The 25,465-nt window shown below is 52.6% G+C and carries 22 protein-coding genes; 18 read left to right on the top strand and 4 right to left on the bottom strand.

The window, feature by feature from the left end; genetic code table 11:
- Positions 1-100 precede the first annotated feature (100 nt).
- The gene (locus tag ACR0EL_RS09065; RefSeq protein ID WP_480499512.1) at positions 101-3,991 is read right to left on the bottom strand and encodes a hypothetical protein; all 3,891 of its coding nucleotides are present in this window, start codon (positions 3,989-3,991) and stop codon (positions 101-103) included.
- Between the two features lie 544 nt (positions 3,992-4,535).
- Between ACR0EL_RS09065 and ACR0EL_RS09060 the strand changes: the two genes are divergently transcribed.
- The 5 genes from ACR0EL_RS09060 (at position 4,536) to ACR0EL_RS09040 (ending at position 11,036) form a co-directional block, all read left to right on the top strand.
- Positions 4,536-5,855, top strand: a complete 1,320-nt coding sequence (locus ACR0EL_RS09060) for a hypothetical protein (protein WP_480499511.1) — start codon at positions 4,536-4,538, stop codon at positions 5,853-5,855.
- Positions 5,856-5,859: 4 nt separating this feature from the next.
- Positions 5,860-7,026 carry a glycosyltransferase family 4 protein gene (locus ACR0EL_RS09055; protein WP_480499510.1) on the top strand — a complete coding sequence of 389 codons (1,167 nt, stop codon included), beginning with the start codon at positions 5,860-5,862 and terminating at the stop codon, positions 7,024-7,026.
- A complete protein-coding gene (locus ACR0EL_RS09050) occupies positions 7,016-8,098 on the top strand; it encodes a hypothetical protein (RefSeq protein ID WP_480499508.1) in 1,083 nt (360 codons plus the stop codon). The genes ACR0EL_RS09055 and ACR0EL_RS09050 overlap by 11 nt, the downstream gene beginning before the upstream one ends.
- Before the next feature lie 1,016 nt (positions 8,099-9,114).
- Positions 9,115-9,846 carry a restriction endonuclease gene (locus ACR0EL_RS09045; protein WP_480499507.1) on the top strand — a complete coding sequence of 244 codons (732 nt, stop codon included), beginning with the start codon at positions 9,115-9,117 and terminating at the stop codon, positions 9,844-9,846.
- Between the two features lie 146 nt (positions 9,847-9,992).
- Complete coding sequence (locus ACR0EL_RS09040; protein WP_480499506.1) at positions 9,993-11,036, top strand: type ISP restriction/modification enzyme; 1,044 nt, start codon at positions 9,993-9,995, stop codon at positions 11,034-11,036.
- A gap of 629 nt (positions 11,037-11,665) precedes the next feature.
- Here the strand turns inward: ACR0EL_RS09040 and ACR0EL_RS09035 are convergent.
- The 3 genes from ACR0EL_RS09035 to ACR0EL_RS09025 all read right to left on the bottom strand — a co-directional run bounded on the left by ACR0EL_RS09035 (position 11,666) and on the right by ACR0EL_RS09025 (position 13,552).
- Positions 11,666-12,727 (bottom strand): YeeE/YedE family protein, encoded by a 1,062-nt coding sequence (locus tag ACR0EL_RS09035; RefSeq protein ID WP_480499505.1) that lies wholly within the window; start codon positions 12,725-12,727, stop codon positions 11,666-11,668.
- 41 nt (positions 12,728-12,768) lie between these two features.
- Positions 12,769-13,077: a metalloregulator ArsR/SmtB family transcription factor gene (locus ACR0EL_RS09030; RefSeq protein ID WP_170536475.1), complete on the bottom strand. Its 309-nt coding sequence runs from the start codon at positions 13,075-13,077 to the stop codon at positions 12,769-12,771.
- A 100-nt stretch (positions 13,078-13,177) separates the two neighbouring features.
- Positions 13,178-13,552, bottom strand: a complete 375-nt coding sequence (locus ACR0EL_RS09025) for a hypothetical protein (RefSeq protein WP_480499503.1) — start codon at positions 13,550-13,552, stop codon at positions 13,178-13,180.
- Between the two features lie 80 nt (positions 13,553-13,632).
- Here ACR0EL_RS09025 and ACR0EL_RS09020 point away from each other — a divergent pair, with 80 nt between their 5' ends.
- From ACR0EL_RS09020 to hemA, 13 genes are all read left to right on the top strand, one after another.
- Positions 13,633-14,373 carry a cytochrome c biogenesis CcdA family protein gene (locus tag ACR0EL_RS09020; RefSeq protein WP_480499502.1) on the top strand — a complete coding sequence of 247 codons (741 nt, stop codon included), beginning with the start codon at positions 13,633-13,635 and terminating at the stop codon, positions 14,371-14,373.
- 14 nt (positions 14,374-14,387) lie between these two features.
- Complete coding sequence (locus ACR0EL_RS09015; RefSeq protein ID WP_480499501.1) at positions 14,388-14,966, top strand: thioredoxin family protein; 579 nt, start codon at positions 14,388-14,390, stop codon at positions 14,964-14,966.
- Between the two features lie 131 nt (positions 14,967-15,097).
- The gene (soxX, locus tag ACR0EL_RS09010) at positions 15,098-15,574 is read left to right on the top strand and encodes a sulfur oxidation c-type cytochrome SoxX (protein WP_170536483.1); all 477 of its coding nucleotides are present in this window, start codon (positions 15,098-15,100) and stop codon (positions 15,572-15,574) included.
- Between the two features lie 46 nt (positions 15,575-15,620).
- Positions 15,621-16,037: a thiosulfate oxidation carrier protein SoxY gene (gene soxY, locus ACR0EL_RS09005; protein WP_480499500.1), complete on the top strand. Its 417-nt coding sequence runs from the start codon at positions 15,621-15,623 to the stop codon at positions 16,035-16,037.
- Positions 16,038-16,071: 34 nt separating this feature from the next.
- Positions 16,072-16,401, top strand: a complete 330-nt coding sequence (soxZ, locus tag ACR0EL_RS09000; RefSeq protein WP_353010669.1) for a thiosulfate oxidation carrier complex protein SoxZ — start codon at positions 16,072-16,074, stop codon at positions 16,399-16,401.
- A 69-nt stretch (positions 16,402-16,470) separates the two neighbouring features.
- Positions 16,471-17,316 carry a sulfur oxidation c-type cytochrome SoxA gene (soxA, locus tag ACR0EL_RS08995; RefSeq protein WP_480499498.1) on the top strand — a complete coding sequence of 282 codons (846 nt, stop codon included), beginning with the start codon at positions 16,471-16,473 and terminating at the stop codon, positions 17,314-17,316.
- Positions 17,317-17,403: 87 nt separating this feature from the next.
- Complete coding sequence (gene soxB, locus ACR0EL_RS08990; protein ID WP_480499497.1) at positions 17,404-19,101, top strand: thiosulfohydrolase SoxB; 1,698 nt, start codon at positions 17,404-17,406, stop codon at positions 19,099-19,101.
- Positions 19,102-19,125: 24 nt separating this feature from the next.
- The gene (gene soxC / locus ACR0EL_RS08985) at positions 19,126-20,388 is read left to right on the top strand and encodes a sulfite dehydrogenase (protein WP_480499496.1); all 1,263 of its coding nucleotides are present in this window, start codon (positions 19,126-19,128) and stop codon (positions 20,386-20,388) included.
- Positions 20,372-21,697 (top strand): c-type cytochrome, encoded by a 1,326-nt coding sequence (locus tag ACR0EL_RS08980; RefSeq protein ID WP_480499494.1) that lies wholly within the window; start codon positions 20,372-20,374, stop codon positions 21,695-21,697. Before soxC ends, ACR0EL_RS08980 begins: the two co-directional genes overlap by 17 nt.
- A gap of 2 nt (positions 21,698-21,699) precedes the next feature.
- Complete coding sequence (locus ACR0EL_RS08975; RefSeq protein ID WP_480499493.1) at positions 21,700-22,407, top strand: c-type cytochrome; 708 nt, start codon at positions 21,700-21,702, stop codon at positions 22,405-22,407.
- A 24-nt stretch (positions 22,408-22,431) separates the two neighbouring features.
- Entirely contained in the window at positions 22,432-23,694 is a 1,263-nt protein-coding gene (locus ACR0EL_RS08970; protein ID WP_480499492.1) for an FCSD flavin-binding domain-containing protein, read from the top strand.
- 80 nt (positions 23,695-23,774) lie between these two features.
- Positions 23,775-24,209 (top strand): DUF302 domain-containing protein, encoded by a 435-nt coding sequence (locus ACR0EL_RS08965; protein ID WP_480499491.1) that lies wholly within the window; start codon positions 23,775-23,777, stop codon positions 24,207-24,209.
- Position 24,210: 1 nt separating this feature from the next.
- The gene (hemA, locus tag ACR0EL_RS08960; protein ID WP_480499490.1) at positions 24,211-25,434 is read left to right on the top strand and encodes a 5-aminolevulinate synthase; all 1,224 of its coding nucleotides are present in this window, start codon (positions 24,211-24,213) and stop codon (positions 25,432-25,434) included.
- The last annotated feature ends 31 nt before the right edge of the window (positions 25,435-25,465 follow it).

The following is a 25,465-nucleotide window of genomic DNA, read 5'->3' as shown; positions in this document are numbered from 1 at the left end:
CGCCTGTGATCCATCGGGATTATGGTTTCGGGCTCAAACCTGCCAGTAAGTACTGCCGTTTCGGTTTCGAAGGCAGACACGATTCATCATCTAAGGAGTGCTATCCTCTGAGCTCCGCCTCCCGATTTGCTTCCCTTCTTTCTTCTTGCGCAATGGTTGTGGTTAGGTTCCGGACGCAGTCGTAGGCCCATTTTCTAACAATTGGGTTATTGTTGTTCCTAAGGCTCTCAAAAAGCGGAACTAGGGGTTTTAATCGAGAGGAAAACGGACCCCGGCTTATACCGGAAAGCAATCTGCCATAGATTCCTTCAAGCTGAGAAATGTCAGATGCATAGGTTTCGATCAACCAAATAAACTGTGCTGTCCAAAAGAGACTGCTCTCGTCTCTTGTTTCGACCAATTCGACCCACTCAAGCACAAATTCAAGCCGCTCGTTGGGTCTCTTATTTATCCAATTCAGATAAATTTCCTCTGGAAGTTCATTCAGAATTCCAGCTTGACCGGTCGCTCGGTCCGAACCCTTCAGTAAGTTGTGTAACCGCCATTCTGTTATGGCATCTGCATCGTCAAATGCCAGTAGCACTCTGTTCCACACCAATACGGGATCGTACTGCATAGCAAGTAATAAAACCTTGCGCGCCGCATCGTCCATACTCAGTTGAACGTCATGTTCCGCTTTGGTTGCCAGTTCCAACGAGCGATCACAAAGTGCTTCCGCCAACGTGTCGTCCATCTGGTCCGAATTAAAGAGTAGTTCAATGCTTGTTTCCCAATGATGGGCGTCCATCACTCCGATGGCCTCAACGGAGAAAATGTTGGGATGAGAGCAAAGCTCCTTCACATAAGGTGCTTTTTCAACAAAGCTATTAGGTTGTCCGTATTTGTACATAAAAACAAAGTCTAAGGCGGACCATACTCCTTGTGGCCCGGTTTGTTTAATTGCATCTGCGAGCGGTAGGATAGTCTCAAAGTTATGATCATCAAAGCCGCGGCCGCAGCTGAGCGTCGCAGCATCCCGTGGATCGCACAAACCGTCCGCAACCAACTGGGCAACACGCGACGCAATATCAGAGTCCATTCTAGCAGCAGAAATTAACGAAATGGCGTGACCGTCTAGTTCAGGCGCGTTCAAGGAAATCTCCAAGCTGGCCATTCCAACATCGCGAGATTGATTGAAGGCCCCAGATATCATGCCACAAAAAGTTTTTAGGCATATTGCCTTTTCTGTTGGGTGGCGAAGCGCCTCACAAGCCAAAACCATCAAGGCTTCGGGATCCGCAACATGATTGGCGAGCGCATGTCCTAGCGCCCAGGCGCTATTGAATTCACCGCGGACAATCTCGCCAACTAGTTCTGAGTTGTCTTTCGCATCTCTCGGAAGAGTGGAGACTATCTCACGAATGCAATTTATTGCATACTCATGGTCTGTGTCGCTCTCAGGGTCATACGGGACACCAATATCGTGGAAGTCGCCAGGCCACCCTCCGGACAGAAGCAACAACTGGTCCACCTTGGAGTCTGGAAACAACTCTTCGTACCAGTCGCGCACTTGAGTTACATAATCCGTCGGAGCTTCGCTGCTGTCGAAGAAAAACCATTGGTTTATCGACTTAATCGGCTTGGTCCATGTGGGGTTCTTCTCAATAATTCTAGTCACTTGGCTTCGTAGATTGTCGAATATGTTGGGGTACGAAAGCAATCCACGAATATTGCCACCAAGATGCGAAGTAGCCCTTTCATACGTCTCGACGTTCTCTTCCAGCGCGATATCTGTAAGTCGATCAATCGCTGAGTTATAGAAATCGAAAATATCTTGATAGATTGCGGGTTGCCAGTCTTGGAGGGCCGGTTCTGCGCCAATCCGCTCATTACCACCGGACCTTGAAAAATGCCTCGTATCCAGCATCTTGCCAAGCGCATCGATACAAACCGACCTTACTCTAGCATCTTCATGCTTCAGTCCAGCATCTAAGATTGATAGCCGTCTTTTTGGTTCAACCTCTGTGCCTGACAGATGTAGTTGAAACAGTCCAACAAATTGACCATGAGCATTGTTCCCCCAGTTTTCGTTCTCAGCCGCAGCTAATTTCAGCAATAGTTGAGCCGCCGGCTCAAAACTCTCATCCCGAAAAACAAGCTTTTCTAACGCCCAAACTGTATTGCGGCGACCGTCGCTGAACGCCAAGAGCTCATCGATTGACAAGTGTGAAAGGAATTTCTCAAACATAGCCATTGCTAGATCGGGCTCCAGATGTACTAGCCGATCCATGAATCTGGAACCTTCGTCCGTGTTGAGCGCTTTGATATTGGGGATAACAGTATCGACGACGCTTAATGCAAGACTAGAAACACGATGATCGAAGCTGAGCCACCTCAACCTCCCAAGCAATCTGAAACGCAAGTCCGTGCCGATGTTCTCAAACAGACGGGTAAGTTCGCCATCCGGCGAAGAGTCAAGCAATTGAATTGCTAACCTTACTGCCAGTGGTTGTGGACGTGCTTCCGCAAAGTCCCCCACTCTCCTAACAATGCCGCGATCACAGAATACCGCCAAACTTCGAAAGACATCTTTGGCCGATGCTTCCATAAAGCTTGCCAATTGCTCCAGTTCAGATTGCCTGTCTCCATCCACTCCAACGAGCGTAAATAGGCTCAAAAATTGTAGCGCTCGAAGGGCTTCTGCATCTTGCTTTTCGTTCCCCCAGACAATCCGATCGACCAATGCGTCAACCGAAACCAGCGCTGCGTCACCGTTCTCTGCCGCTTCTGCTGCCACGAGAGCCATTTTGGGAAAACCTTGGGCTAAGTCCCGAATGAAGCCTATGTCATTCTTTGCACCAAGGTAGGGGCTGCCCTCCACAATCCTGCCAATAAGGTCGTCTGAAGCGGGCAGTAGTTCAATGACAAGGTTCCCATGGACTCCCTGAGACCGAGTTTCCACGTTCAAAGTGATCAGTTTAACTCGAGACCCTTGCCTTTGAGCTTTTCTGAACAAGTCGTTGTGAGAACTGTCGGGACAATCGTCGACAATCAGGATGCTTTCGGCTCCGCTCGACACCAAATTCAAGGCAATGCTGCCAAGACGTTGAGAAACATCTTCAAATTCGCAAAACACCACTGATGAAGTATCAAGTGTCGGGCAGTCACCATTAGGCTTCAAGAAGAGTTCGTGAACGACGCGCGTTTTTCCAAAACCAGACGGACCAACAACACGTACGGATTTGTGACCGGAGGCGAAGAAGTGTTCAACTGCTGCCTGAAGTTGCTCAAAATTGAGTGTCTCTCGATCGATTCCTAGCTCAGATCTTAAAGTTCGGGCGGTGTTTCCTGTCAGGCGGAAGCGTGGTTCGTCGGTGGTCTGGAACGCCACCTGCGATATTTCGCTATCTTGAGACCATAGATCAAATGACTGCAGGCCGCCTAGGTCAATTTCTTGCAGGATGCTGTTTAGCCACAATGCAATTGGCGGGTGAGTGGAGGTCCAGTCAGATAGCTTATTGGCGTCATAAATCCGAATGCTCGATAAAAAATCGGGGTTTTTACCTGCAGCTCTTATGCCTTCTTCGATTTTATCGACCCTAGCCGTAACTTTGGTGCCAACTACGGCGCTGCCCGTGACGATAATGTAGGATCCGCTTACAGCTAAAGCTTCCTCCAGTGCCTCGTTTAGTTCAGCGGGATTGCCTGCGCTTCCTGTACCCTTCTTCCAAGTTTCTTTCTTACATCCGGCAGGACCGGGATCACTTCGTTTGCATTGAAAAATTGTATGCCTACTGGGAAGGTAGTCTGTTTCATTTGGTCCCCCGCTCCACGAAACGCGCCCGTCTTCGCCTCCATCGGGTACGTGTATTTGCGTTGGGACATTCACATCCCTTAATGGGATTCCATTCTTCAACATTTCAGCCTTAGCAAGCCTGCGCAGCAGCTCCACGAGCAAGTGCTCGTCTAAGCGTTGGATTTGTTCCGGCGAAATCTCCAGAAAAGAAACCATTGATCTAATCCTATTCTGCCAAACTAGAAAAGAAATGTCATGCCCGCCGTTCGTACTATCTTTACTAAGTGGTAAAATTCAACCCTAAGCTGATGTGAAGATGAATACTGTTTGGTGAAAGCGCGAAGTACAGGCTTTGCTCCGGGTATTCCGAAAGATTGGTAGTGAGTTCCGGCTAACTGCCATTGGTGCAAACCGCATCGAAAGGCAGTTTTCCGAACGACCTGCGGATAGGCTATGTCGGTTTTACGTTGCCTTTGGTCACTGACCTGAAGGGCGGAAAACGACGACACCGAGCCCAAACTTTTGAAGGGACGCGCCGCAGTAAATTACGGTGTCGATGCTTCGGTCCATTTACGTGGCACAATCTAGCCGTTGTCAGCGCGTCCTGCGCTCGAAGTGCTCCACTCTTCCGAGCTCCGAGATCGCGCGGTGATTTGCCCACGCAAGGACCACCACCGTTCGCTGAGTTTGAAATGTTGACAATCATTTCAAGTACACTTTTACTTTTTGCAACTTGTTTTCTGCCATTGTGATTAAAAATATGAAACAAACCAATAATATACCAGCGCAAATGGCGGCTACGCTGTCACTTGCCTGGACAGGTGAGAAGCTCAATCAAAGCACGACTAGGGATTTTGCCGAGGATGAAGAACTGTGCCGGTATTTTAGCTCGTGCTATACGTGCGCGCTGGATTCTGTCTTCAATAAAAGTTTTCCTATCCACCCAATTCATTTTGAACCATTCTTCGGTGACCACAGCACAGTTTTTATCGGAAGTACTGGAAATGACTCTGCAAAAAACGGGATCTTTCGAACGGATGCCGCATATTTCCTTTTTGACAGTGAAGATGAAATAGAGACCCATTTGCTTCAAATCCATATTCGCCCCAACAAGTTGGGTGCTGGTATAGATCAGGATCTTTTGGGTGCATTTTGCGCTTACGCTCATCGGTTTATTGCGATGAATGACGGTACATTGCAAGAGGACGAACAGGCTGACACAGCACTACGCCTCTGGCGTGCTGCACTGTGTCAGAGACGCACTGGCCGTTTCCGCCATTTGACTACCAAAAGGTGTTATGCGTTGCCGCATAGCGTTTTTTCGACGATTTCTCTTTTCGGAATGGAGAGAGCGAAATTTGAAGCTAGGTCGGAGTATGCTCAAATGGTATATAGCCTTTTGAATTTGCAACCAAACGGTGTCGACCTAGAAATTGCTTGCGACACAACTTCAAGAGGAACTGGTTGGCGATCAACGGATTTCTTTGAAGCATGGCTGCAACCCGGAAGTGCTGTGGTAATGTCGACTGGTTATCCAGCTGAAACCTTCGACAAGAAACTCGCAGATTGCGAGTTGTTCTTGAAGTTTGTCGAAGAGCAAAAAACGGAAGCGGCTGCTGCCAACCTGGAGCAGCAGTCATATTTTAAGGAGCCTAATCTTAGCCAATACGACTTCATTCCAGAGTACCCGCCTCTGCGTTATGTCGTTCCGGTAGCTGCGCTATATGGCTTGCTCTATGAGGAGATACTAAGGGACACTTACGAAAGACTATTGGAAATGAGTAAATCTCCCAAGCATTATGTAGTAACCCGGTTTGCGCAGGCTTTTATGGATGTTCGCGAAATCCGGCGGCTTACACGACGGCTTTCGCGTATTGAAACGTTAGAACATCTTCGGCTGCCAGTCTCGCGCCCACTCGGTGACACTATCATCGAAGGAAAGCTCCAACATCAGGTGTCTAACGCAATAGACGAACTCCGGGCGAACAACTTGGCCTTAATGGCCCAGTGGGTCGCTACACTTAGCGCAGTACTGGCGATTATTGGTACGATAATTGCTTTGGTCGCTTTGAAGGGGTAACAAAGTGACTAATTTAGTCATTCTTGCCTCAGAGGGCGGTCGATACCGACTTGGCGGCGTGGCACGTCATGTCAACGAAGTAGCAAAGAGCTTGTCACTGGAGTTGGCAGTGACGGTCGTCGTAGTTCCCAGTTATTGTCTCTCTGTCATCCCTGAAAAGCAGAGCGTAGAGGAAGAGACTATAGCGGGGGTTCGCTACATTTATGCGGTGTGCCCCGCGCACATAGAGTGCTTGAGAGCCAGTAAATTCGATTTGAATAGCTATCGTGCGGCTGCGTCGTTGCTCCGAGCGCTAGTAGAACCCCACCTTCCAAGTCCTATGCACAGTCTATTACTCGAGGATCACTACGAGACTGGCCTAGCCTTTGAATTACGCAACAAATGCGAGGCGAAGAACTTCGTCTTGTTTTCACACTTACCGTTGTCATCGCGCTTCTCCTATTTTGAGAAGGGACCTGACGAGTCTAGGCAACAAGTGCTTGAATCCGCTGCGATGATTGGAAGCAAAGCAATCCTAGTGCCTACAGAATACGCGCTGCGAACAATCCGGAACGTTTATCCTGTGCCCGGAGCTCGTGTGAAAGTCATACCGTTGGGCGTACACGGGGATTTTTCAGAAAATAGTCCTATCCAGCCTAGGGCAAGTTCGGTTCTAACGGTGGCGCGTTTCTCTGATCAAAAAGGCTGGGACGGCTTTCTGGAGGTTGCACGTAGCATCGAAGATCGAGGGTTGTCGCCACGTTGGCATCTTGTTGGTGATGGCACACATCGCCTAGAGGTTGTCGAGCGGTTGCAGACATTTGTGCCTAAGAGCCGCATTTTCGCCGACCGTCATCTCGACGCTGAGAGCCGCTTACCATGTGTGATGAAAAAAAGCCCTGTATTCTTCTTGCCCAGCGCATATGAGACATTTGGTTTAGCGCCACTCGAGGCCGCCGCTCACGGTGCGGTTCCGGTTGTCTCCGCCGTAGGAGGGCTTCAAGAAATATGGGGTGAAAGTGGCTTGACCTTTTCTCCCGGAGATCTCGGTGCAGCGCAGGAACTCATCGAAAAGTTGCTTCTGGACGACGATTTTTGGATGGCCCAATCAAAAGCGGCGATGAACATCGCCAAGCCTTATTGCTGGGAGGAGCATTGTTCGCGATTGAAAGGTATTCTGATTGACGGATGACAAAAAAGCTATCGCGTTAGCACTCTATCTCCATTTGCCGTGGGTAATGGATGATGAAGACGTAATGGACGTGTTGAGGGAAACACTAGTCCCATTGCTAAGCGCACATGGTCGCACCGGCGCACCTTTGACACTAGCCATCACTGGAGTGCTTTTGGAAAGGCTGCCACGACTGGCTCCAAAGGTCCTGAGACAACTTCTCGAACTTATTGATAACGGGACAGTTGAGATCGCAGCTACGTTCTACCATGAAGTTTATCCGCACTTTCTAAAAAATGCGCACTTAATGGCACAACTTTCCAGAGACGTTGCACTTAAATCGGCGATTTTGGGTGTCCGTCCATCAAGCTTTTATCCGGCAAATTTCGCATGGTCTCCAATTCTCCCACATGTGCTCAAGTCACTTGGGTTGGTTCGCGCTATCCTCGACGAAAAGCATTTGCAACTCGTTGGTGCAATGCAAGATTGGAAGTGGAATTCTCTAGGACAAAACAGTCCGCTTGTTCAAGCAGCGTTTCCAGAGGACGCGATAAATAATAAATGGGTTTTATTCGATCAAGATCAGCCAATTCTGGATCTTTTTTTTCTTGATCGGTCGCGAGTTGACGCATTTACCTTCGGGCAGGCCGGCCAGATCCATAACCCTCAAGGTACCTTTTCTGGTTTGGGAAGGGAAGTATTGTCGAGCGCTTCAACGGGTTTGACGATCCTTGCAGACGACGCAGACCGAGTGAACGCGCTTTCCATTGTGGGATACGAAAAGGCAATCGATTTTGCAGCCAACGAATTGACAACTTTGGATAGTTTGACAGGTAATTCGCCGTGGAGAATCGACTATCTCCCGGGATACTCGCTCGGCGACCCCTTTGATTTCTGGCTGTCATCGCCGGAGAGCCTACATTGGCTCAAAATTTTGGATGAAGTGGAGAGCGCTCTAGATGGTGAGATATCAGACGACTTTTTGGCCCTCCAAGATGTATATCCTTTGTTCTGGAGGACGCATTGGAGAAGCGGTCACTTTTGGCGTTCGGCCCACGAAATTTTAACCCGACGGGCGCAGGCCTCACTTTGACGTAATCAGCTCTGCCGAGCCACTATAAGCAGTGTCGGAAAAACAAACATTTCAAAGCCGATCATGAAGCCAATACTTACCAAAAAGCTTCAGAATGTCTTCGTCAGAGTATCGCTTCCGAGCTAACTCCTGCTCTCTGATCGTCCTGCAGGCTGGCCACGAGCGGCGGCATTGGTGAGACCGGTTGCTTTAAAAGATATAAGTGTGAGGCAATTCCAGAATCTAGGGCGCGCAAACCAATGTATGGTAGATACTATTTGTCGGCTTCAACCGATTTGGCCGCAACCTCATCTCTGTCCGTTTTATGAATTGTGTTCGACCTCTGCCGGTAGGTCTAGCCCGTTCCTTTACAGGAGCTGGCGCAAAAACTGAGGAATAGGGTTTAGCTGTAGCACACAGATGCGGTAAGAGACCGTAACTTGTATAGCAACTGTTCAAAATCAAAGCAGACTTTTCCGCGAAGCAGTTGTTCCAGGGGCTCGAAGTTAATAGCCGCTTTGATCTCCGGCCTGGGAGTGGGTCAGCGGCTCTGAGACCACTGAAGCACAAACGGGTTCACCATACAGATGGGTGCATTCTCGAAAGAGATTTAAGTTTACTGGACGACGTTTAACGGTTGGACTAGCCTGCATTGAGCAGGACAAAAATGGACGCAGAAGGGCGATTGGTGCGATTCCGAATTGCGGAATCACACAAATAAATCAAACACTTGAAATAATATGAGAAATCCCTTGGGGGTAGTTTGGGGGGTATTCGGGAATGCTAGATATGACTTTAGATTTTAATTTCAATTGCTTACCGTATTTTTCCGATTCCGCCCCCGGCACCACTACTACAAGAAAATTTTATATATTACAGATGCTTGCTGAAATAAGTATGGCGGTCTGTGTACAGTCCTATGGACGATTACCTGCGACTGGAAAACACCGATTTTTGCTACTTTCGACCGCTGATCAGGCTGGACTTCACCAGTGCTAAGCTTGAAGATCACGGAAAACAATTGAGCGAGCAAAGCTGTGGTTACAGATTTAAACAATCTATTGGATCAAATGCGGCTTCGTTCGCAAAGTGAATTTGAAAAAGGCGAGTATTTCGAACGCCTAGTGAAAGTCTTTTTGGAAAAGAACGATCTTCAAAGCCAGTTCTATGACAAGGTATGGCATTACCGCGACTGGGCTATGGAGAGGGGTCTACCGGCAAAAGACATTGGGATCGATCTGGTCGCGCGCCACGCAGATGGTTCCGGATTCTGTGCTGTACAGTGCAAGTTTTACGCGCCGGATCACAGTATCCAGAAAGCCGATATTGATTCATTCGTTTCCGCTGCTTCAACTAAGGAATTCGTGAGTCTTGTTTTGGTAGACACGACGCTGGGCGACCTCAGTTCAAATGCTCAAACCGTATTCGACAATGTCGACAGAGAGTACCACCGGATCGCGCTTTCTGACCTCGAAAAAAGCCGGATTGATTGGGCAACATACCTACGCGAGGATCGCGTGGCATTTGCTGAACCGAAGACGCTACGGGATCACCAAGCAAAAGCGCTGGCGGCGGTCCGTGTGGGGCTTACCGAGGATAATCGTGGCAAACTGATAATGGCCTGCGGAACCGGCAAGACCTTCACGGGCTTGAAGATTGCCGAAGACCTCGCAGGTAAAGGCAAGATCGTCCTTTTCATGGTGCCATCTTTGGCACTTATGTCACAATCGGTCAGAGAATGGAAAAACGATTGCGCTGATGAGTTTTAGCTTTCTCAGTTTGCTCTGACGTTAAGGTTGGTAAGCGCCAGAAGAGCGGCGACGCAATTCAATTCACGGTTCACGACCTCGCTTTTCCGGCTACTACTGACCCTGCAAAAATTGCGGAACAGGTGGGCGAAGCCGACAAAGACAAAATGACTGTCGTCTTCTCGACCTATCAGTCGATCCAAACGATTTCAGAGGCTCAGCAGGTTCACGGACTTCCGGAATTTGACCTGATCATATGCGACGAGGCACACCGAACCACGGGTGCAACCCTTTCGGGCGAAGACGAAAGCAATTTTGTTCGCATCCACTCAAACGAGCATGTGGCGGGCAAAAAGCGTCTGTACATGACCGCTACGCCAAAGGTCTTCGGCGAGAACGCAAAATCCAAAGCTCGGATTCACGCTGTTGAACTTGCGTCGATGGATGATGAAGAGAAGTTTGGAAAAGTCCTTTTCCATCGCGGTTTCGCATGGGCAGTCGAGAACAATCTACTGTCCGACTATAAGGTCATTGTGCTTGCTGTAGACGAAGGTTTGGTCAGTAGCGGCGTTCAGAACCGCTTGGCCGTCGACAACGAAATGAACCTCGACGACGCGACCAAGATCGTTGGGTGTTACAAGGCGTTGACCAAGCAAAACCTAATTGGCGAAGAAACAGACACGCCAAAGCCAATGAAACGCGCACTTGCTTTCTGCAAAGACATTGCGACTTCGAAAATGGTTACTGGCGAGTTTGCTGAGGTGGTCAAGGAATTCGTCGCTTCTGAGGACGAAGGCGACGAAGCACTTCCCGCGCTTTCAGTCGAGACACGGCATGTCGACGGCACGTTTAACCGAAAGAGCGCGAGGACTGCCTTGATTGGCTCAAGGATCAGACAGACACAGACATTTGCCGCATCCTTACGAATGCCCGCTGCTTATCTGAAGGCGTCGACGTTCCCGCGCTTGACCGAAATCCCACTCCGTGCCTATGACTACGTCGTCAACGGCAAGCCTGCGCTTGAGTGGGTGATGGAGCGGCAATGCGTGAAGACCGACAAAGCCAGCGGTATCGTTAACGACGCCAACCGCTATGCGGTCGAGACAGTTGGCGACCCAGCCTATCCGCTCAAACTCTTCCAACGCGTCATCACGGTTAGCCTGCGAACGCTGGATATCGTGGAAAGCTTACCCGAGCTTGATATCGACTGAACATGTCACAACCTGACCCGTTCTTTGATTTGATTAACGATGCCGAGTGGAATGCTTGCATAGGTCGCCAATCCGGTCTTTGATCAAGTTGTTCAAGTGTAGGTACATTTTGTCTTCGTTCTTGAACGAGTCCGCGTCAATACCAAGGGTATCTAAAGGGAGCAAATACTATAGCGGCCGTGTTAAAATCGCGGCCGGAGAAGAGAAGCAACGTCTGCAAAAAATTGTTGAATTTTATGGTCGCGAAGTTTCAGCGTTTCGAAAAAAGTGGTTTCCCAAGTAAACCAACATACGAGGTAATGCTTCTCGCACCGAACCAAACAAGAACTGGAACGCGAGTTCACAATCCGGTCGTCAGGCACGCTTCCTTTCGTGATGCAGGTACAAATACTGCTAGAGAAGACAGAAGCGCGGAAACTCACTAAAGCTAATATGTAATATAAACGTAGTATGGGGGGGTGTAGTATCTTGGTTAAGTCATTGAAATTGCTTATCTGTTTGTTTCGCCCCCGGGCACCATTTAAGCATCTCAAATTGATCGCGTTCTGCTTTCAGGTGCCCTCTCTATAGTCGGGCATGATGTCTTGCAGTTCCGAGTGACGCAAGGTGTTCCGACGAAGGCTTCCAGCTTATCGTTCGGCTATGAAGGACAGCCCCGAAACAAGCTGTTTTAGGCCCAGCGTGGCACCTGCAAAGATTGCGGCAAATGTTACTGGCGCACTGTAGGCCAATAACGAGAAGGCCGATATGCCTTGTCCGACACTACATCCCACCGCGATGATTGCGCCGGGGCCCATAATCGCTGCCCCCAGTATTTGCCGCTTGAGTTCACGCGGGTCCTCGCATGCCTCCCAGCGGAAATGACCTTTGGACCAGGACCCAAGAAACGCGCCGATTAGAACGCCGGAAACTGATCCGACGGCAAAGGACAATGTGTTCCCGGACGCGGTCATGAGGTAGAGTATCGTATCACCCAAAGGTGCGGCGAAGGTGTGGGTTTGGACTCTCTCAGCATCGAATCCGTCTGTTGCGACCCAGTTTGTCCCAAGCCACCCAGAGACAATCGCGAACCCGACCACAGCGCCCCAAAAGACCTGCATAGGGGCTCGGCGGAAGCGATCATTTGCCAGCGCAAGCACGATCATGATAGTGCCAACAACCGATCCGAAGACCCACGCGGGAATCGAGATTAGCCGTTCTGCCAGATAACTGAGGCTCTGGGGGGCACTGAGATTCATCTCCACCGGAAAAACCCAAACCCGCAGATGGGCCAGGGGGCCCGACATGGCGATATAGGCTGAAAGGCCCATGATCAGAACGATGACGAATGATCGAAGATCGCCACCACCAAGCCGCGCCAATGCGCCATAGCCGCAATTCCCGCTGATGGCCATTCCATAGCCGAACATCAGGCCGCCTACGATCGAACCAATCGGGTTCCATGTCTGCGCAAGATATCGTGTTTCGACGGGATCAAGCCATCCAAACCCCATGGCCGCATGGCTACCAAGGATCGCCACACCGATGGCGATGGCCCACATGCGCATCCGCCGGTCATCATCTGCATACAGATAATCCTCGATCGCACCCAATGTGCAGAACCGACCGATACGTGCAGCAAGACCCAAGACGATGCCACCCATCAGGCCAATCATCGCAACGGTATTTGCGTCTCCCAATGTTTCGAGCATGGCCAGTCTCCTCCCAAAGCTGGCGGTTTCTTGAGCGGCCTCTACTTCTCCCTACAGAAAAGATCGTAGACGACTTCCAGGATTTGCGTCGATCGATCATCAGCCAGGCTGTAATAGATTGTTTTGCCTTCGCGCCGTGTTTTGACCAGACCTTCGAACCGCAAGCGCGACAGTTGCTGCGACACGGCCGCTTGTCGGGCCGAAAGCATCTCTTCCATCTGGGTCACGGATTTCTCGCCCGAAGACAGATAACACAAGATCATCAGACGTCCCTCATGGCTGATTGCCTTTAGGAAGTTTGATGCCGTCTGGGCATTTTCCATCATTCTGTCCAGGTCGTCTGCACACATGTCCTTTGTGAACACTGGCAGTTTCGATGGTTTGTCCAACAAGATCGCCCCGCTTTCTCGGCTTCATGCATTCAAATCAGTTTATGTGATTTGTTGCGGTTTATCCAGAAGTCTCAATATCTATCCCTGCGTCATGCATCAAAGCGCCCAGCAACCCCCAGAAAAAGTCTTCGCCCGGATAGCCTTCAATCCGGCCCACTTCCTGACCGTCGTCCAGCAGAACAAAGGTCGGTGTATAATAAAGAGGTTTTTCCAAGGCGATGTCGCCCGGGGTCGCTTGGCGAATATCAAGCCGTCGCAACGGTGCCGCTTTTCCTTCGGGTGTCTTGGGATAAATCTCAGCGATTTCATTATCCCAGCGGGCACACCAGATACACCCATCTTCTTCGACCATCAAAAGGGTCATCTCGGCCCGTGAAACCACGGGGAAAACCAGCAATGTGATTGCCAAACACAGCAGAAACAGGTGGCGCATCTCAAGCTCCGATTGACCGCGACGATATATCTTTACTATTTTGAATGTGTGAATGATAGCCTGACAGGACCGTTTTGACCATGTTCGACATCACATTTGCAGGAGCTGTCGTCGCCGGTCTGTTGTCCTTTCTTTCCCCGTGCATTTTGCCGATTGTCCCGTTTTACCTCAGCTATCTCGCAGGGGGCGGAATGGAGCAGATCTCGGCAGACGCTGCGATTCCCGCCAATACACGTCGCCGGGCGACACTTTCAGCAATCGTATTCGCGGCAGGAATCATCACGATCTTTATGGCGCTTGGCGTGACGGCGTCGATTTTCGGACAATTGGTTCGAGAATATTTTGATGTCCTGCGCTGGATTGCGGCGGCAATCATCATCGCGATGGGCCTGCATTTTCTTGGGCTCATTCGCATCGGGATTCTGTATCGCCAGTATCGTGCGGATGTTGGCGAAACCTCGAACGTTAGCTTGATCGGGGCCTATGTGCTTGGCCTGGCCTTCGCGTTTGGCTGGACACCCTGCGTGGGGCCCGTGCTCGCCGCGATCCTGTTCACGGCAGCAGGGACCGAGACCGCGTGGCGGGGCGCGTTGCTTTTGTTCGCCTATGGAGCGGGAATGACAGCCCCGTTTGTTCTGGCGGCCTTTCTGGTCCGCCCGTTCATGCAATGGATGGCGCGGTTCAGGAAGCATTTGCCTTTGATCGAAAAGGCGATGGGGTGTCTGCTGATCCTGTTCGGCGTGTTGATCGCCACCAACTCCATCAATCACATCGCGCAATGGATGCTGGACCATATGCCGTGGCTTGCGACCATTGGCTAATAGCGGAGGATGTTATGAAACGAGCCTTTTCAATTCTGGTCTTACTTCTATTGGGTGCCCCAGTTTCTGCCGCGGAACTGGGGGATGACGGGCTGCACAAAACGCCGTGGATGCGTGACACGTTCAAGGACCTTCGTGAGGACCTTGAAGAGGCCTCGGGCGAAGGTAAGCGATTGGTTTTGTTCATAGAACAGCAGGGCTGCATCTATTGCAAAAAGATGCACGAGGAGGTGTTCTCACAGCCCGATCTGGCAACGTATATCGAAGAAAACTTCTTTGTCGTACAGATGGATTTGCATGGCAGCACCACGGCAACCGATTTTGACGGGCAAGAAGAAGAGCAAAGAGCACTGATGCGCAAATGGGGGATTCTGTTCACCCCAACGCTTGTTTTCCTGCCTGAAGAGGTCTCTGAAGACGCCACAGCCATCCAGGTAGCGGTTGCTGTCATGCCTGGAGCGTTCTCCAAATCAACAACCTTGGATCTTTTCACCTGGGTTGATGAGAAACGCTACGATCTTGAGAATGGTGAAGATTTTCAACGGTATCACGCGCGGCGCATTCAGGAGCGCAATAATGTTTCGCAAGATTAAGGCCTGTCGTTACAAATAAAAAAATTCAATAAGATGAATTTAATGTTGCGAAGAGCAGTACCCGTCGACTACGGTACACAAAAGCTTTGGGTCGCAAAGCGCCATCGGCGCGGTAGCAAATGGGAGGGATCATGAAGCTGAGACTCTTAACATTGGTCTGCACGGTGTCGGGTGTTGCCGCATTTGCAGCGGATACAGGGCCGAAAGACGTAACCTATGATGACTATGGCGCGGTCGAGGTTTCTCTGACCGGGGTTGCGGGCGATGTTGCAAACGGCGCGCTCATCGTTGGGGATAAGTCGAAAGGCAACTGTGTGGCCTGCCACGCAGTCTCGGCTTTGGCAGACATTCCATTTCATGGCGAAGTTGGGCCAATGCTGGATGGGGCGGGTGATCGCTGGTCCGAGGCCGAGCTTCGTGGGCTGGTGGCAAATGCAAAGATGACGTTCGATGGGACGGTCATGCCCGCATTCTACAAGGATGACGGCTATATCCGTCCTGGTGATGCCTATACGGGCAAAGCGCCGACAGCGCCTTTGACGTCGATCCTGACAGCACAGGAAATCGAAGATGTGGTCGCGTTCCTGGCGACCCTGAAAGAACAATGACCGCGCCTTCTGGCGCGACTTTTCGAAGATTCAAAGGAGATTGAAAATGGAACTCTCTCGCCGCGAGACTCTGGCCCTTGGGCTGGGCGCCGCGTTCCTGACAATGATGCCGCTCCGCGCAAATGCGGCCGCTGAAGATGCGATTGCCGCGTTTACGGGTGGTGCGGATATGGTTGATGGCGGTGTCACTTTGACGGCGCCCGAAATCGCCGAAAACGGCAACACTGTGCCAATCGAAGTCAGCGCACCGGGCGCGGCGTCTATTCTGATCGTCGCGGCCGGCAACCCCGAACCGGGCGTTGCAACCTTCAACTTTGGCCCGTTGGCGGCTGAACAATCCGCATCAACCCGTATCCGTCTGGCCGGTACGCAGGATGTCATCGCTGTGGCCAAGATGACTGATGGCAGCTTTGCCAAGGCATCCGCGACCGTAAAAGTGACAATCGGTGGCTGCGGCGGCTGATCGCCGCGCGCCCTGAAGAACAGGAGAGTACCCAATGGCATCCGGTGTAAAACCCCGCGTCAAGGTTCCGAAGACAGCCGCGGCTGGTGAAACCATCACGATCAAAACGCTGATCAGCCATAAGATGGAAAGCGGCCAGCGCAAGGACAAGGAAGGCAACGTCATCCCGCGTTCGATCATCAACCGTTTCACCTGCGAGTTTAATGGCGAAATGGTGGTCGACGTGACGATGGAACCGGCGATTTCGACCAACCCGTATTTCCAGTTTGAAGCCGTCGTGCCCGAAGCCGGTGAGTTCGTCTTCACCTGGTACGATGATGACGGTTCTGTTTATGACGAGAAAAAATCGATCGAGATCGCCTGACGGCTCGACACTAAGGCAGATCAGCGCTGGTCAAAGAAGCTGGCGCTGATCCACCAAGGGAGGAACGTAATGAATACCAAGGCATTGACGGCGATCGCGGCAATTCTGGCTTTCCCAGTGGCAGCAATGGCCGGACCGGATGAAGACAGTCTTGTGATCAATGATGAGCTGGATATGACCTCGGTGACCGAGGCGCCAGCACATCTGGAAAATCTGGATACGATCTATTCGGGTTGGCACTTCCGCACGGACGAGACGCAAGCGCTACAAGTTGATGACTTTGACAATCCGGCGATGATCTTTGTTGATCAGGCTATCGACCTGTTCGAGGCGGTTGATGGCGCCGCTGGTGAAAGCTGTGCGTCCTGCCACAATGGGGTAGAGAGCTTTGAAGGGCTTCACGCGTCTATGCCCAAGGTTGATGCTGAAAGCGGCAAGCTGGTTGTCATGGAAGACCTGATCAACAAATGCCGCACGGATCGTATGGAAGCGGATGCCTGGAAATGGTCCGGAGGCGACATGCAGGGGATGGTCGCTCTGATCGGTTTGCAGTCGCGCGGATTGCCAATGAACGTTGCGATCGATGGCGATGCCGCCCCGTATTGGGAGCAGGGCAAAGACATGTACTACACCCGCTACGGCCAGCTAGAGCTAAGCTGCGCAAATTGTCACGAAGACAACTGGGGCAACATGATCCGTGCCGACCATCTGAGCCAGGGTATGATAAACGGGTTCCCGACCTATCGCCTGAAACAGGCCAAACTGATTTCGCGCCATAATCGGTTCCGCGGCTGCATTCGCGACACGCGGGCAGAAACCTTTGCCGAAGGGTCAGACGAGTTCCGCGCCTTGGAGCTCTATGTAGCATCCCGAGGCAATGGGCTTTCAGTCGAAACCCCGGCTGTGCGCCAGTAACAACGGGCCCGCGCAAGCAATGCTCTGCGCGGGTTTTTAGTAAAAATAACATTCACATATTTATATGTGAAATAGGAAAGCCAATTGATGATTTCGCGACGTGACTTCTTGCAGGTTTCAATGGCGGCCTCGGCGCTCTATGGGGCGTCCGGTTTCGGCAATTGGGCCAGACTTGCCGCACAGCAAAGCCTGACACAGGATCAACTGTTGGAGTTCGAGACTTTTGGCAACATCAGCCTGATCCATGTCACCGACATTCACGCGCAACTCAAACCGATCTACTTCCGTGAGCCCGAGATCAACCTTGGTATTGGCGATGCGCGAGGGCAGATGCCTCATGTCACAGGGGCGGCGTTCCGCAAGGCCTACGGGATCAAAGATGGGAGCCCGTCAGCCTATGCGCTGACCTACAACGATTTCTCTGCGCTGGCGAAGACCTACGGTCGGGTCGGCGGCCTGGATCGGGTTTCAACTGTCATCAACGCGATCCGTGCAGACCGTCCCGATGCGCTGCTGTTGGACGGTGGCGATACCTGGCACGGATCTTACACCTGCCATCAGACAGCCGGTCAGGACATGGTCAACGTTATGAACGCGCTGAAACCTGATGCGATGACGTTCCATTGGGAGTTCACGCTGGGCAGCGACCGGGTGAATGAAATTGTTGAAGGTTTGCCCTTTGCGGCCTTGGGTCAGAACATCTTTGACGCCGAATGGGATGAGCCTGCTGAGCTGTTCCAGCCCTACAAGTTCTTTGACCGAGGTGGCGCAAAGGTCGCCGTGATCGGCCAGGCCTTTCCCTACATGCCCATTGCGAACCCGGGTTGGATGTTCCCAGAATATTCATTCGGTATCCGTGATGAAAACATGCAGGCAATGGTGGACGAGGTTCGCGATGCCGGTGCCAATGTCGTTGTCGTCCTCAGCCATAACGGCTTTGACGTGGACAAGAAGATGGCAGGCCGCGTGCAGGGGATCGACGTGATCCTCAGCGGCCACACTCATGACGCGCTGCCCGAGCCGGTACTGGTCGGTAAAACGCATATCATCGCGTCGGGCTCGAACGGAAAATTCGTTAGCCGCGTGGATCTCGACGTGAGGGACGGGCAGATGATGGGGCTGAAGCACAAGCTGATCCCGATCTTCTCTGACGTTATCGCCCCTGATCCTGCGATCACCGCTCTGATAAATGATCAGCGCGCGCCTTATGAGGATGCGCTGAGTGAGGTGATCGGCAAAACGGATTCGTTGCTCTATCGCCGCGGCAACTTTAACGGCACCTGGGATGACCTGATTTGTGATGCCTTGATCAATGAGCGTGAGGCAGACATCGCGATGTCGCCCGGCGTGCGTTGGGGGCCGTCAATCCTGCCGGGACAAGATATCACGCGCGAGGACATCTGGAACGTCACATCGATGTCGTATCCCAATGCCTATCGCACAGAAATGACAGGCGAATTCATCCATGTGATCCTCGAAGATGTTGGGGATAATCTGTTCAACCCGGATCCCTACTACCAGCAAGGCGGCGATATGGTTCGCGTCGGTGGGCTTGGCTACCGCATTGATGTGACCAAACCACAAGGGCAGAGGATCAGCGAAATGACCCTGCTCAAAACGGGTGAAGCGATTGATCCATCGAAAACCTACGTCGTGTCTGGTTGGGCCAGTGTCAACGAAGGCACTGAAGGTCCGCCGATCTGGGATGTCGTCGAAAACCACATTCGCAACCTTGGCACCGTCACGGTGCAAGAGAACACCAGTGTCGATGTTGTCGGCGCTTAAGACACAGATGGAGACCTAAGAGATATGGATGACGCGTTCAAACCGTCCCGCCGGGCCTTCCTGAAAGGCAGTGCTGCGGTCGCCGCAGGATCAGTTGCGGGCGCGGCAGCCGCAGACACGCCTGATCCACTGATAACAGAGCTTCAGGATTGGGCATCTTACACGGGCGCCGGTGTCGATGAATCACCTTATGGCATGCCGATCAGCTTTGAATCCCATGTCGTGCGCCGCAATGTGGAGTGGCTGACCGCCTCTCCGATTTCGTCGATCAACTTCACGCCGATCCACGCGCTTGATGGCACGATTACGCCGCAAGGATGCGCCTTTGAGCGCCATCACTCGGGCGCGATTGAGCTGCGCAAAGAGGATTATCGCCTGATGATCAATGGGCTGGTAGATCGCCCGCTGGTCTTTACCTACGACGACCTTGAGCGGTTCCCGCGCGAAAACCATGTGTATTTCTGCGAATGTGCGGCGAATACCGGTATGGAGTGGGCTGGTGCGCAACTCAACGGCGTCCAATTTACGCACGGCATGATTCACAACATGGAATACACCGGTGTTCCTCTGCGCACGCTGTTGCAGGAAGCAGGTGCTGATATCTCAGCTGACAAATGGGTCTATGTTGAGGGCGCAGATGCGTCATCCAATGGCCGCTCTATCCCGATGGAAAAAGCGCTGGATGACGTGCTGGTGGCTTTCAAGGCAAATGGTGAAGCGCTGCGTATGGAGCATGGATATCCCGTGCGTCTGGTCGTGCCGGGCTGGGAAGGCAACATGTGGGTCAAATGGCTGCGCCGGATCGAGGTTGTCGATATGGCCGTGGAAAGCCGCGAAGAAACATCAAAATACACTGATGTCTACGCCGATGGCACAGCCCAGAAATGGACTTGGGCGATGGATGCAAAATCCGTCATCACCTCACCCAGCCCGCAAATGCCGATCAAACACGGACCGGGACCCTTGGTCATTTCCGGACTTGCCTGGTCGGGCCATGGGCAAATTACGCGGGTCGATGTGTCCAAGGACGGTGGGATCACCTGGGAGACGGCGCGTCTTGGTAAGCAGGGCGACAGCAAGGCTTTGACGCGTTTCTATCTCGACACGAACTGGGACGGAGCACCAATGCTTTTGCAGGCCCGGGCGATAGATGAGACCGGCTATGTGCAGCCGACCAAAGACCAACTGCGCGAAAAGCGCGGAGAAAACTCGGTCTACCACAATAACTGTATCCAGACTTGGTACGTGAGCGCAGAAGGGATCGCCGAGAATGTCGAAGTCTCTTAGTCATGTTTTCCTGCCTGTATTCGGCGGCACCGCGTTAGTGCTTGCTGCGGCAGTGGCTATAGCGAACCGGAATTACGGCCAATCGCAGATCGAAACCTTGGAAACCCGGATCAGTCAGGTTGAGGCGCACGCAGCTACAGCCCAGGAAAACGCGCAAGCAGAGGCCAGCCGGGCAGCCGAACTGGCGGCCAAGGTCGAAGAAATCCAGACCGCAGCGGCCGAGCGGGTCGCAAACGGGATGAACCTGACCGCGCCCGCGCCAAGTACCGAGGGCACATACGGGCTTGGACGTCCTGCACTGGAGGAAGAGATCGCGGCCTGGGACGTTGACGTCTTGCCCGACGGGCGTGGCTTGCCCGTTGGATCAGGCGATGTCTGGACCGGAGAAGAGGTATTTGTCGACCGCTGCGCCTCGTGCCATGGGGAATTCGCCGAAGGCGCCGACAACTGGCCTGTTCTGGCCGGCGGTTTCGATACGCTTGCCGACGAAGATCCTGTGAAAACCGTTGGCTCTTATTGGCCGCATTTGTCTACTGCTTGGGACTATATTTCCCGCTCTATGCCCTTTGGCGAGGCAGGTACGCTGACCGCGGATGAGACCTATGCGATCGTCGCCTACATCCTTTATTCCAACGATCTGGTGGATGACGATTTCGAGCTCAACCAGGAAAACTTCGCCGATTTTGAGATGTACAACATGAACGGTTTTGTCGTCGATGTACGTCCTGAAACTGAGTACGCCGAGTGGCGGCAAGAGCCATGCATGGAGAATTGCAAGTCAGAAGCCGCCGTCACGATGCGCTCTGTCTTTTTAGTGGAGACACCGCCCGAAGGTGGTTCAAACTCGGTCATGAACGACGCCAACGCTGACGAGTTGCCGAGGTTTACGGCAGAAGGTCCTTCGTTCATTCCAACCGCGGCACCAAAGTCCGAGGACGAAGCTGCGGCAACGCCAGCCGTTCAGGAATCCAGCGATACGGACGGAACCACAGAATTGTTTGCCGCTGGCGAGAAAGTCTTCAAGAAATGCAAAGCCTGTCATCAGGTCGGCGAAAGTGCGAAAAACAGCACAGGGCCCGTATTGAACGGGATCATCGGTGCCAATGCAGCCTCAGTCGAAGGGTTCAAATACTCCAAGGCCATGAACGCCGCTGCTGAGGGGGGGCTTGTCTGGACTGACCAGGAAATGGCGGCCTTCCTGACGAAACCCAAAGAGTATATGAAAGGCACACGTATGTCTTTTGCGGGGCTTAAGAAATCTGACGATATCGACGCTGTAATCGTCTATCTCAAGTCGTTCGGAAACTGATCATGCGCTGGTCGGGTATACTGACCTGTGCGGCGGTCGCGATGGCGACCACCTCGTCGTCCAGCGCAACCGAAGACCTGGGCGACGCCGAAGCCGGGAAAGTGGTGTTTGCCAAATGCAAAGGATGTCATCAGGTCGGTGAGGGTGCCAAAAACACAATCGGCCCGCATCTGAATGGCGTTTTTGGACGCAAAGCGGCAGGCCTTGACGGGTTCAATTACTCCAAGAGCCTTGAGCGTGTTGGAAATTCGGGCCTGGAATGGCACGCTGATACACTGTCGGCCTATATTGAAAATCCACGTGCCTTTGCGTCTGGAACACGGATGAGTTTCCGTGGTCTGAAAAAACCCGAGGACCGCGCCAACATCATCGCCTATTTGCGTGGATTTTCTGACAATCCGCAGGACATCCCCGAAGCGGACCCAACGGCCAGGGGCACGGATCATTCTGTCGATCCGGCGATACTGGCTATTCAGGGCGACCCGGAATATGGCGCCTATCTCAGCAGCGAATGTACAACCTGCCATCAGATCGAAGGGGGCGACGCTGGCATCCCGTCAATCGTCTATTGGCCAGACGAAGATTTCGTGGTCGCGATGCATGCGTACAAAGACAAACAGCGCCCTCATCCGGTCATGCAGATGATCGCCGGACGGCTGAGCAATGACGAGATCGCGGCATTGGCGGCCTATTTCAATAATCCAGAATAACAATGCAATACGGGAGGAAACGCAATGACATTCAACAGACGATCATTCTTGAGGGCCGCAGGTGTTATCGCAGCTGGGCTATCGGCGCCGATGGTGATGGCGCAAGGCAAACCCCGTGTCGTTGTTGTCGGCGGTGGCGCGGGTGGCGCAACCGCCGCGCGCTACATCGCCAAAGACAGCAAAGGTGAGATCGAGGTAACTCTGATCGAGCCATCGCGGACCTACTATACCTGCTTTTTCTCAAACCTGTATCTGGCTGGGTTTCAAGAGCTTTCGGATATCGCGCACAGCTATGGTGCTCTGGCGGCGAACTACGGGATCAACGTGGTCCATGATTGGGCCGTTGGTGTTGATCGTGATGCCAAGACGGTGTCCTTGGCTGGCGGCGGGTCCGTTCCCTACGACAAACTGATCATGAGCCCGGGTATCGACTTTGTCGATGGTGCGGTCGAAGGCTGGGATGTCTCGGCGCAGAACAAGATGCCACACGCTTACAAGGCAGGATCGCAGACCGAGCTGTTGAAAGCGCAGGTTATGGCAATGCCTGAGGGCGGCACTTTTGCAATGGTTGCGCCGCCGAACCCATACCGTTGCCCACCAGGGCCTTATGAGCGTATTTCCATGGTGGCCCATGTTCTGAAAGAGAATAATCCAACAGCCAAAATTATCATCGCCGACCCCAAGCCGAAATTCTCGAAAATGGCTTTGTTTCAGGAAGGCTGGGCAAACCACTACGAAGGTATGGTCGATTGGATCGGAGAGGACTTTGGCGGTGGCAATGTTTCCGTGAACCCGGACGCAATGACCGTGACCATCGACGGTGAAGAAACCAAGGTTGATGTCTGCAACGTCATCCCGGCGATGAAGGCCGGACGCATTGCAGAGATGGCCAGTGTGACCGATGGCAATTGGGCGCCGGTGAATGCGGCTGACATGTCATCGAAGGCTGATCCGGATATCTATGTTCTTGGCGATGCAAGCCAGCAGGGTGACATGCCGAAATCCGGTTTTTCAGCCAACAGTCAGGCAAAGGTCTGTGCGAATGCCGTGCGCGGGGCATTGACCGGGTCCAAGGTGTTCCCAGCCAAGTTCTCGAACACATGTTGGTCACTGATCGACACCAATGATGGTGTGAAGGTTGGCGCGACCTATGAGGCGACGCCTGAAAAGATTGCCAAGGTGGACGGCTTTATCAGCCAAACCGGCGAAGATGCCGATCTGAGGAAAGCAACCTACGAGGAATCGCTGGGTTGGTATGCGGGTATCACCTCGGACATGTTCAGCTAAGGGCTGCGGGGGATTTGACCGGTGTCAAAGTCCCCGAAAGACAATCTGCGAAAATGCGGTTCAGGAGGAGTGTAAAGACCATGAAACACATTATTGCTGCGGCCGTATTTTCCACCGTTCTCACAGGTCAGGCTCTGGCCCAAGAGGTCATCACCACCCCTTTTGACGGCAGTTTCGACGATGCCACATTCGCGGTTGAATCCGCGATAGTCGGGCAGGGGCTGGTCATCGACTATGTAAGCCATGTTGGCGAGATGCTGAATCGGACAGGTGCGGATGTTGGCAGCGACAAACAGATATTCGCGGCCGCTGATATCTTCATTTTCTGTTCAGCAAAACTCTCGCGCGAGGTGATGGAAGCTGATCCGATGAACATCGGCTTTTGTCCCTATGGGATTTTCGTGGCCGAAGACGACAATGGCGTGACGGTGGGATACCGAAGCTATCCCGAGGGACCGATGCAAAAGGTCCAGACCCTGTTGTCCGAGATCGTGGAAGAGGCCGTCGGGGATTGAGATGAACTATCAGCAGTACTTTCGTGATCAATTGGATCGGCTGCAAGAAGACGGAAACTACCGGATTTTTGCAGACCTCGAACGTCAGTGCGGCGCGTTTCCAAAGGCGCGCAGCTACACCGGGAATGGACCCGAAAACGTCACGGTCTGGTGCTCAAATGACTATCTCGGTATGGGGCAGCATCCAAAGGTACTTGCTGCCATGCACGCCGCAATCGACCAAAGCGGTGCTGGTGCGGGTGGCACAAGAAATATTTCTGGGACAATACATCAGCACGTTCTGCTGGAGCGGGAACTTGCGGATCTGCACGGCAAAGATGCGGCTTTGCTGTTTACCTCCGGCTATGTGTCGAACTGGGCTGCGCTGGGCACATTGGCATCGCGCCTTCCTGGCATCACGGTTTTATCGGATGAGTTGAACCACGCCTCGATGATCGAAGGCATCCGCCACAGCCGCTGTCAGAAGCGGATTTGGAAACATAACGATGTTGCGGACCTTGAACGGCATCTTTCTGATCTGCCTGCCAATGCGCCCAAGCTGATTGCGTTCGAAAGCGTCTATTCCATGGACGGTGACATCGCGCCGATTGCCGAGATTTGTGATCTGGCGGATCGTTATGGCGCGATGACCTATTTGGATGAGGTTCATGCTGTTGGGCTTTACGGGCCGCGTGGAGCGGGAATTGCCGAACGCGAAGGCCTGATGGATCGGCTCACTGTCATTGAGGGGACATTGGGCAAAGCCTTCGGTGTCGTCGGCGGATACATCGCGGCATCGCACGAACTTGTCGATTTTGTCCGGTCCTTTGCCAGCGGGTTTATCTTTACCACCGCACTACCGCCAGCCGTGGCCGCCGGGGCCGCGGCTTCGGTTCGGCATCTGAAGCAAAGCAATGCTGAACGACATCTGCACCAGCAGCGCGTGCGAGAGGTTCGGGACAGGCTGGACGATCTGGGCATTCCGCATACGCCGAACCCAAGTCACATCATCCCGGTCATGGTCGGCGATCCGGTCAAGTGCCGCTTCATCTCGGATGTTCTGATGCGCGACTACGGGATCTACATCCAACCCATCAACTACCCGACCGTCCCGAAAGGAACGGAACGTCTACGGATAACGCCGTCGCCTGTGCATTCTAATGAAGAAGTGGATCGTCTGGTTTCTGCATTGGCTGAGTTGTGGACGCAATGCCAATTGGCGCGTAGGCCGATGGCCGCGCAATGACAACTTGACCGAAGACAAAGACGCAACCGCA

Source organism: Ruegeria sp. AH12 (assembly GCF_056541465.1).
The sequence above is the reverse complement of the archived record's forward strand: the minus strand, read 5'-3'. Positions and strand labels throughout refer to the sequence as shown.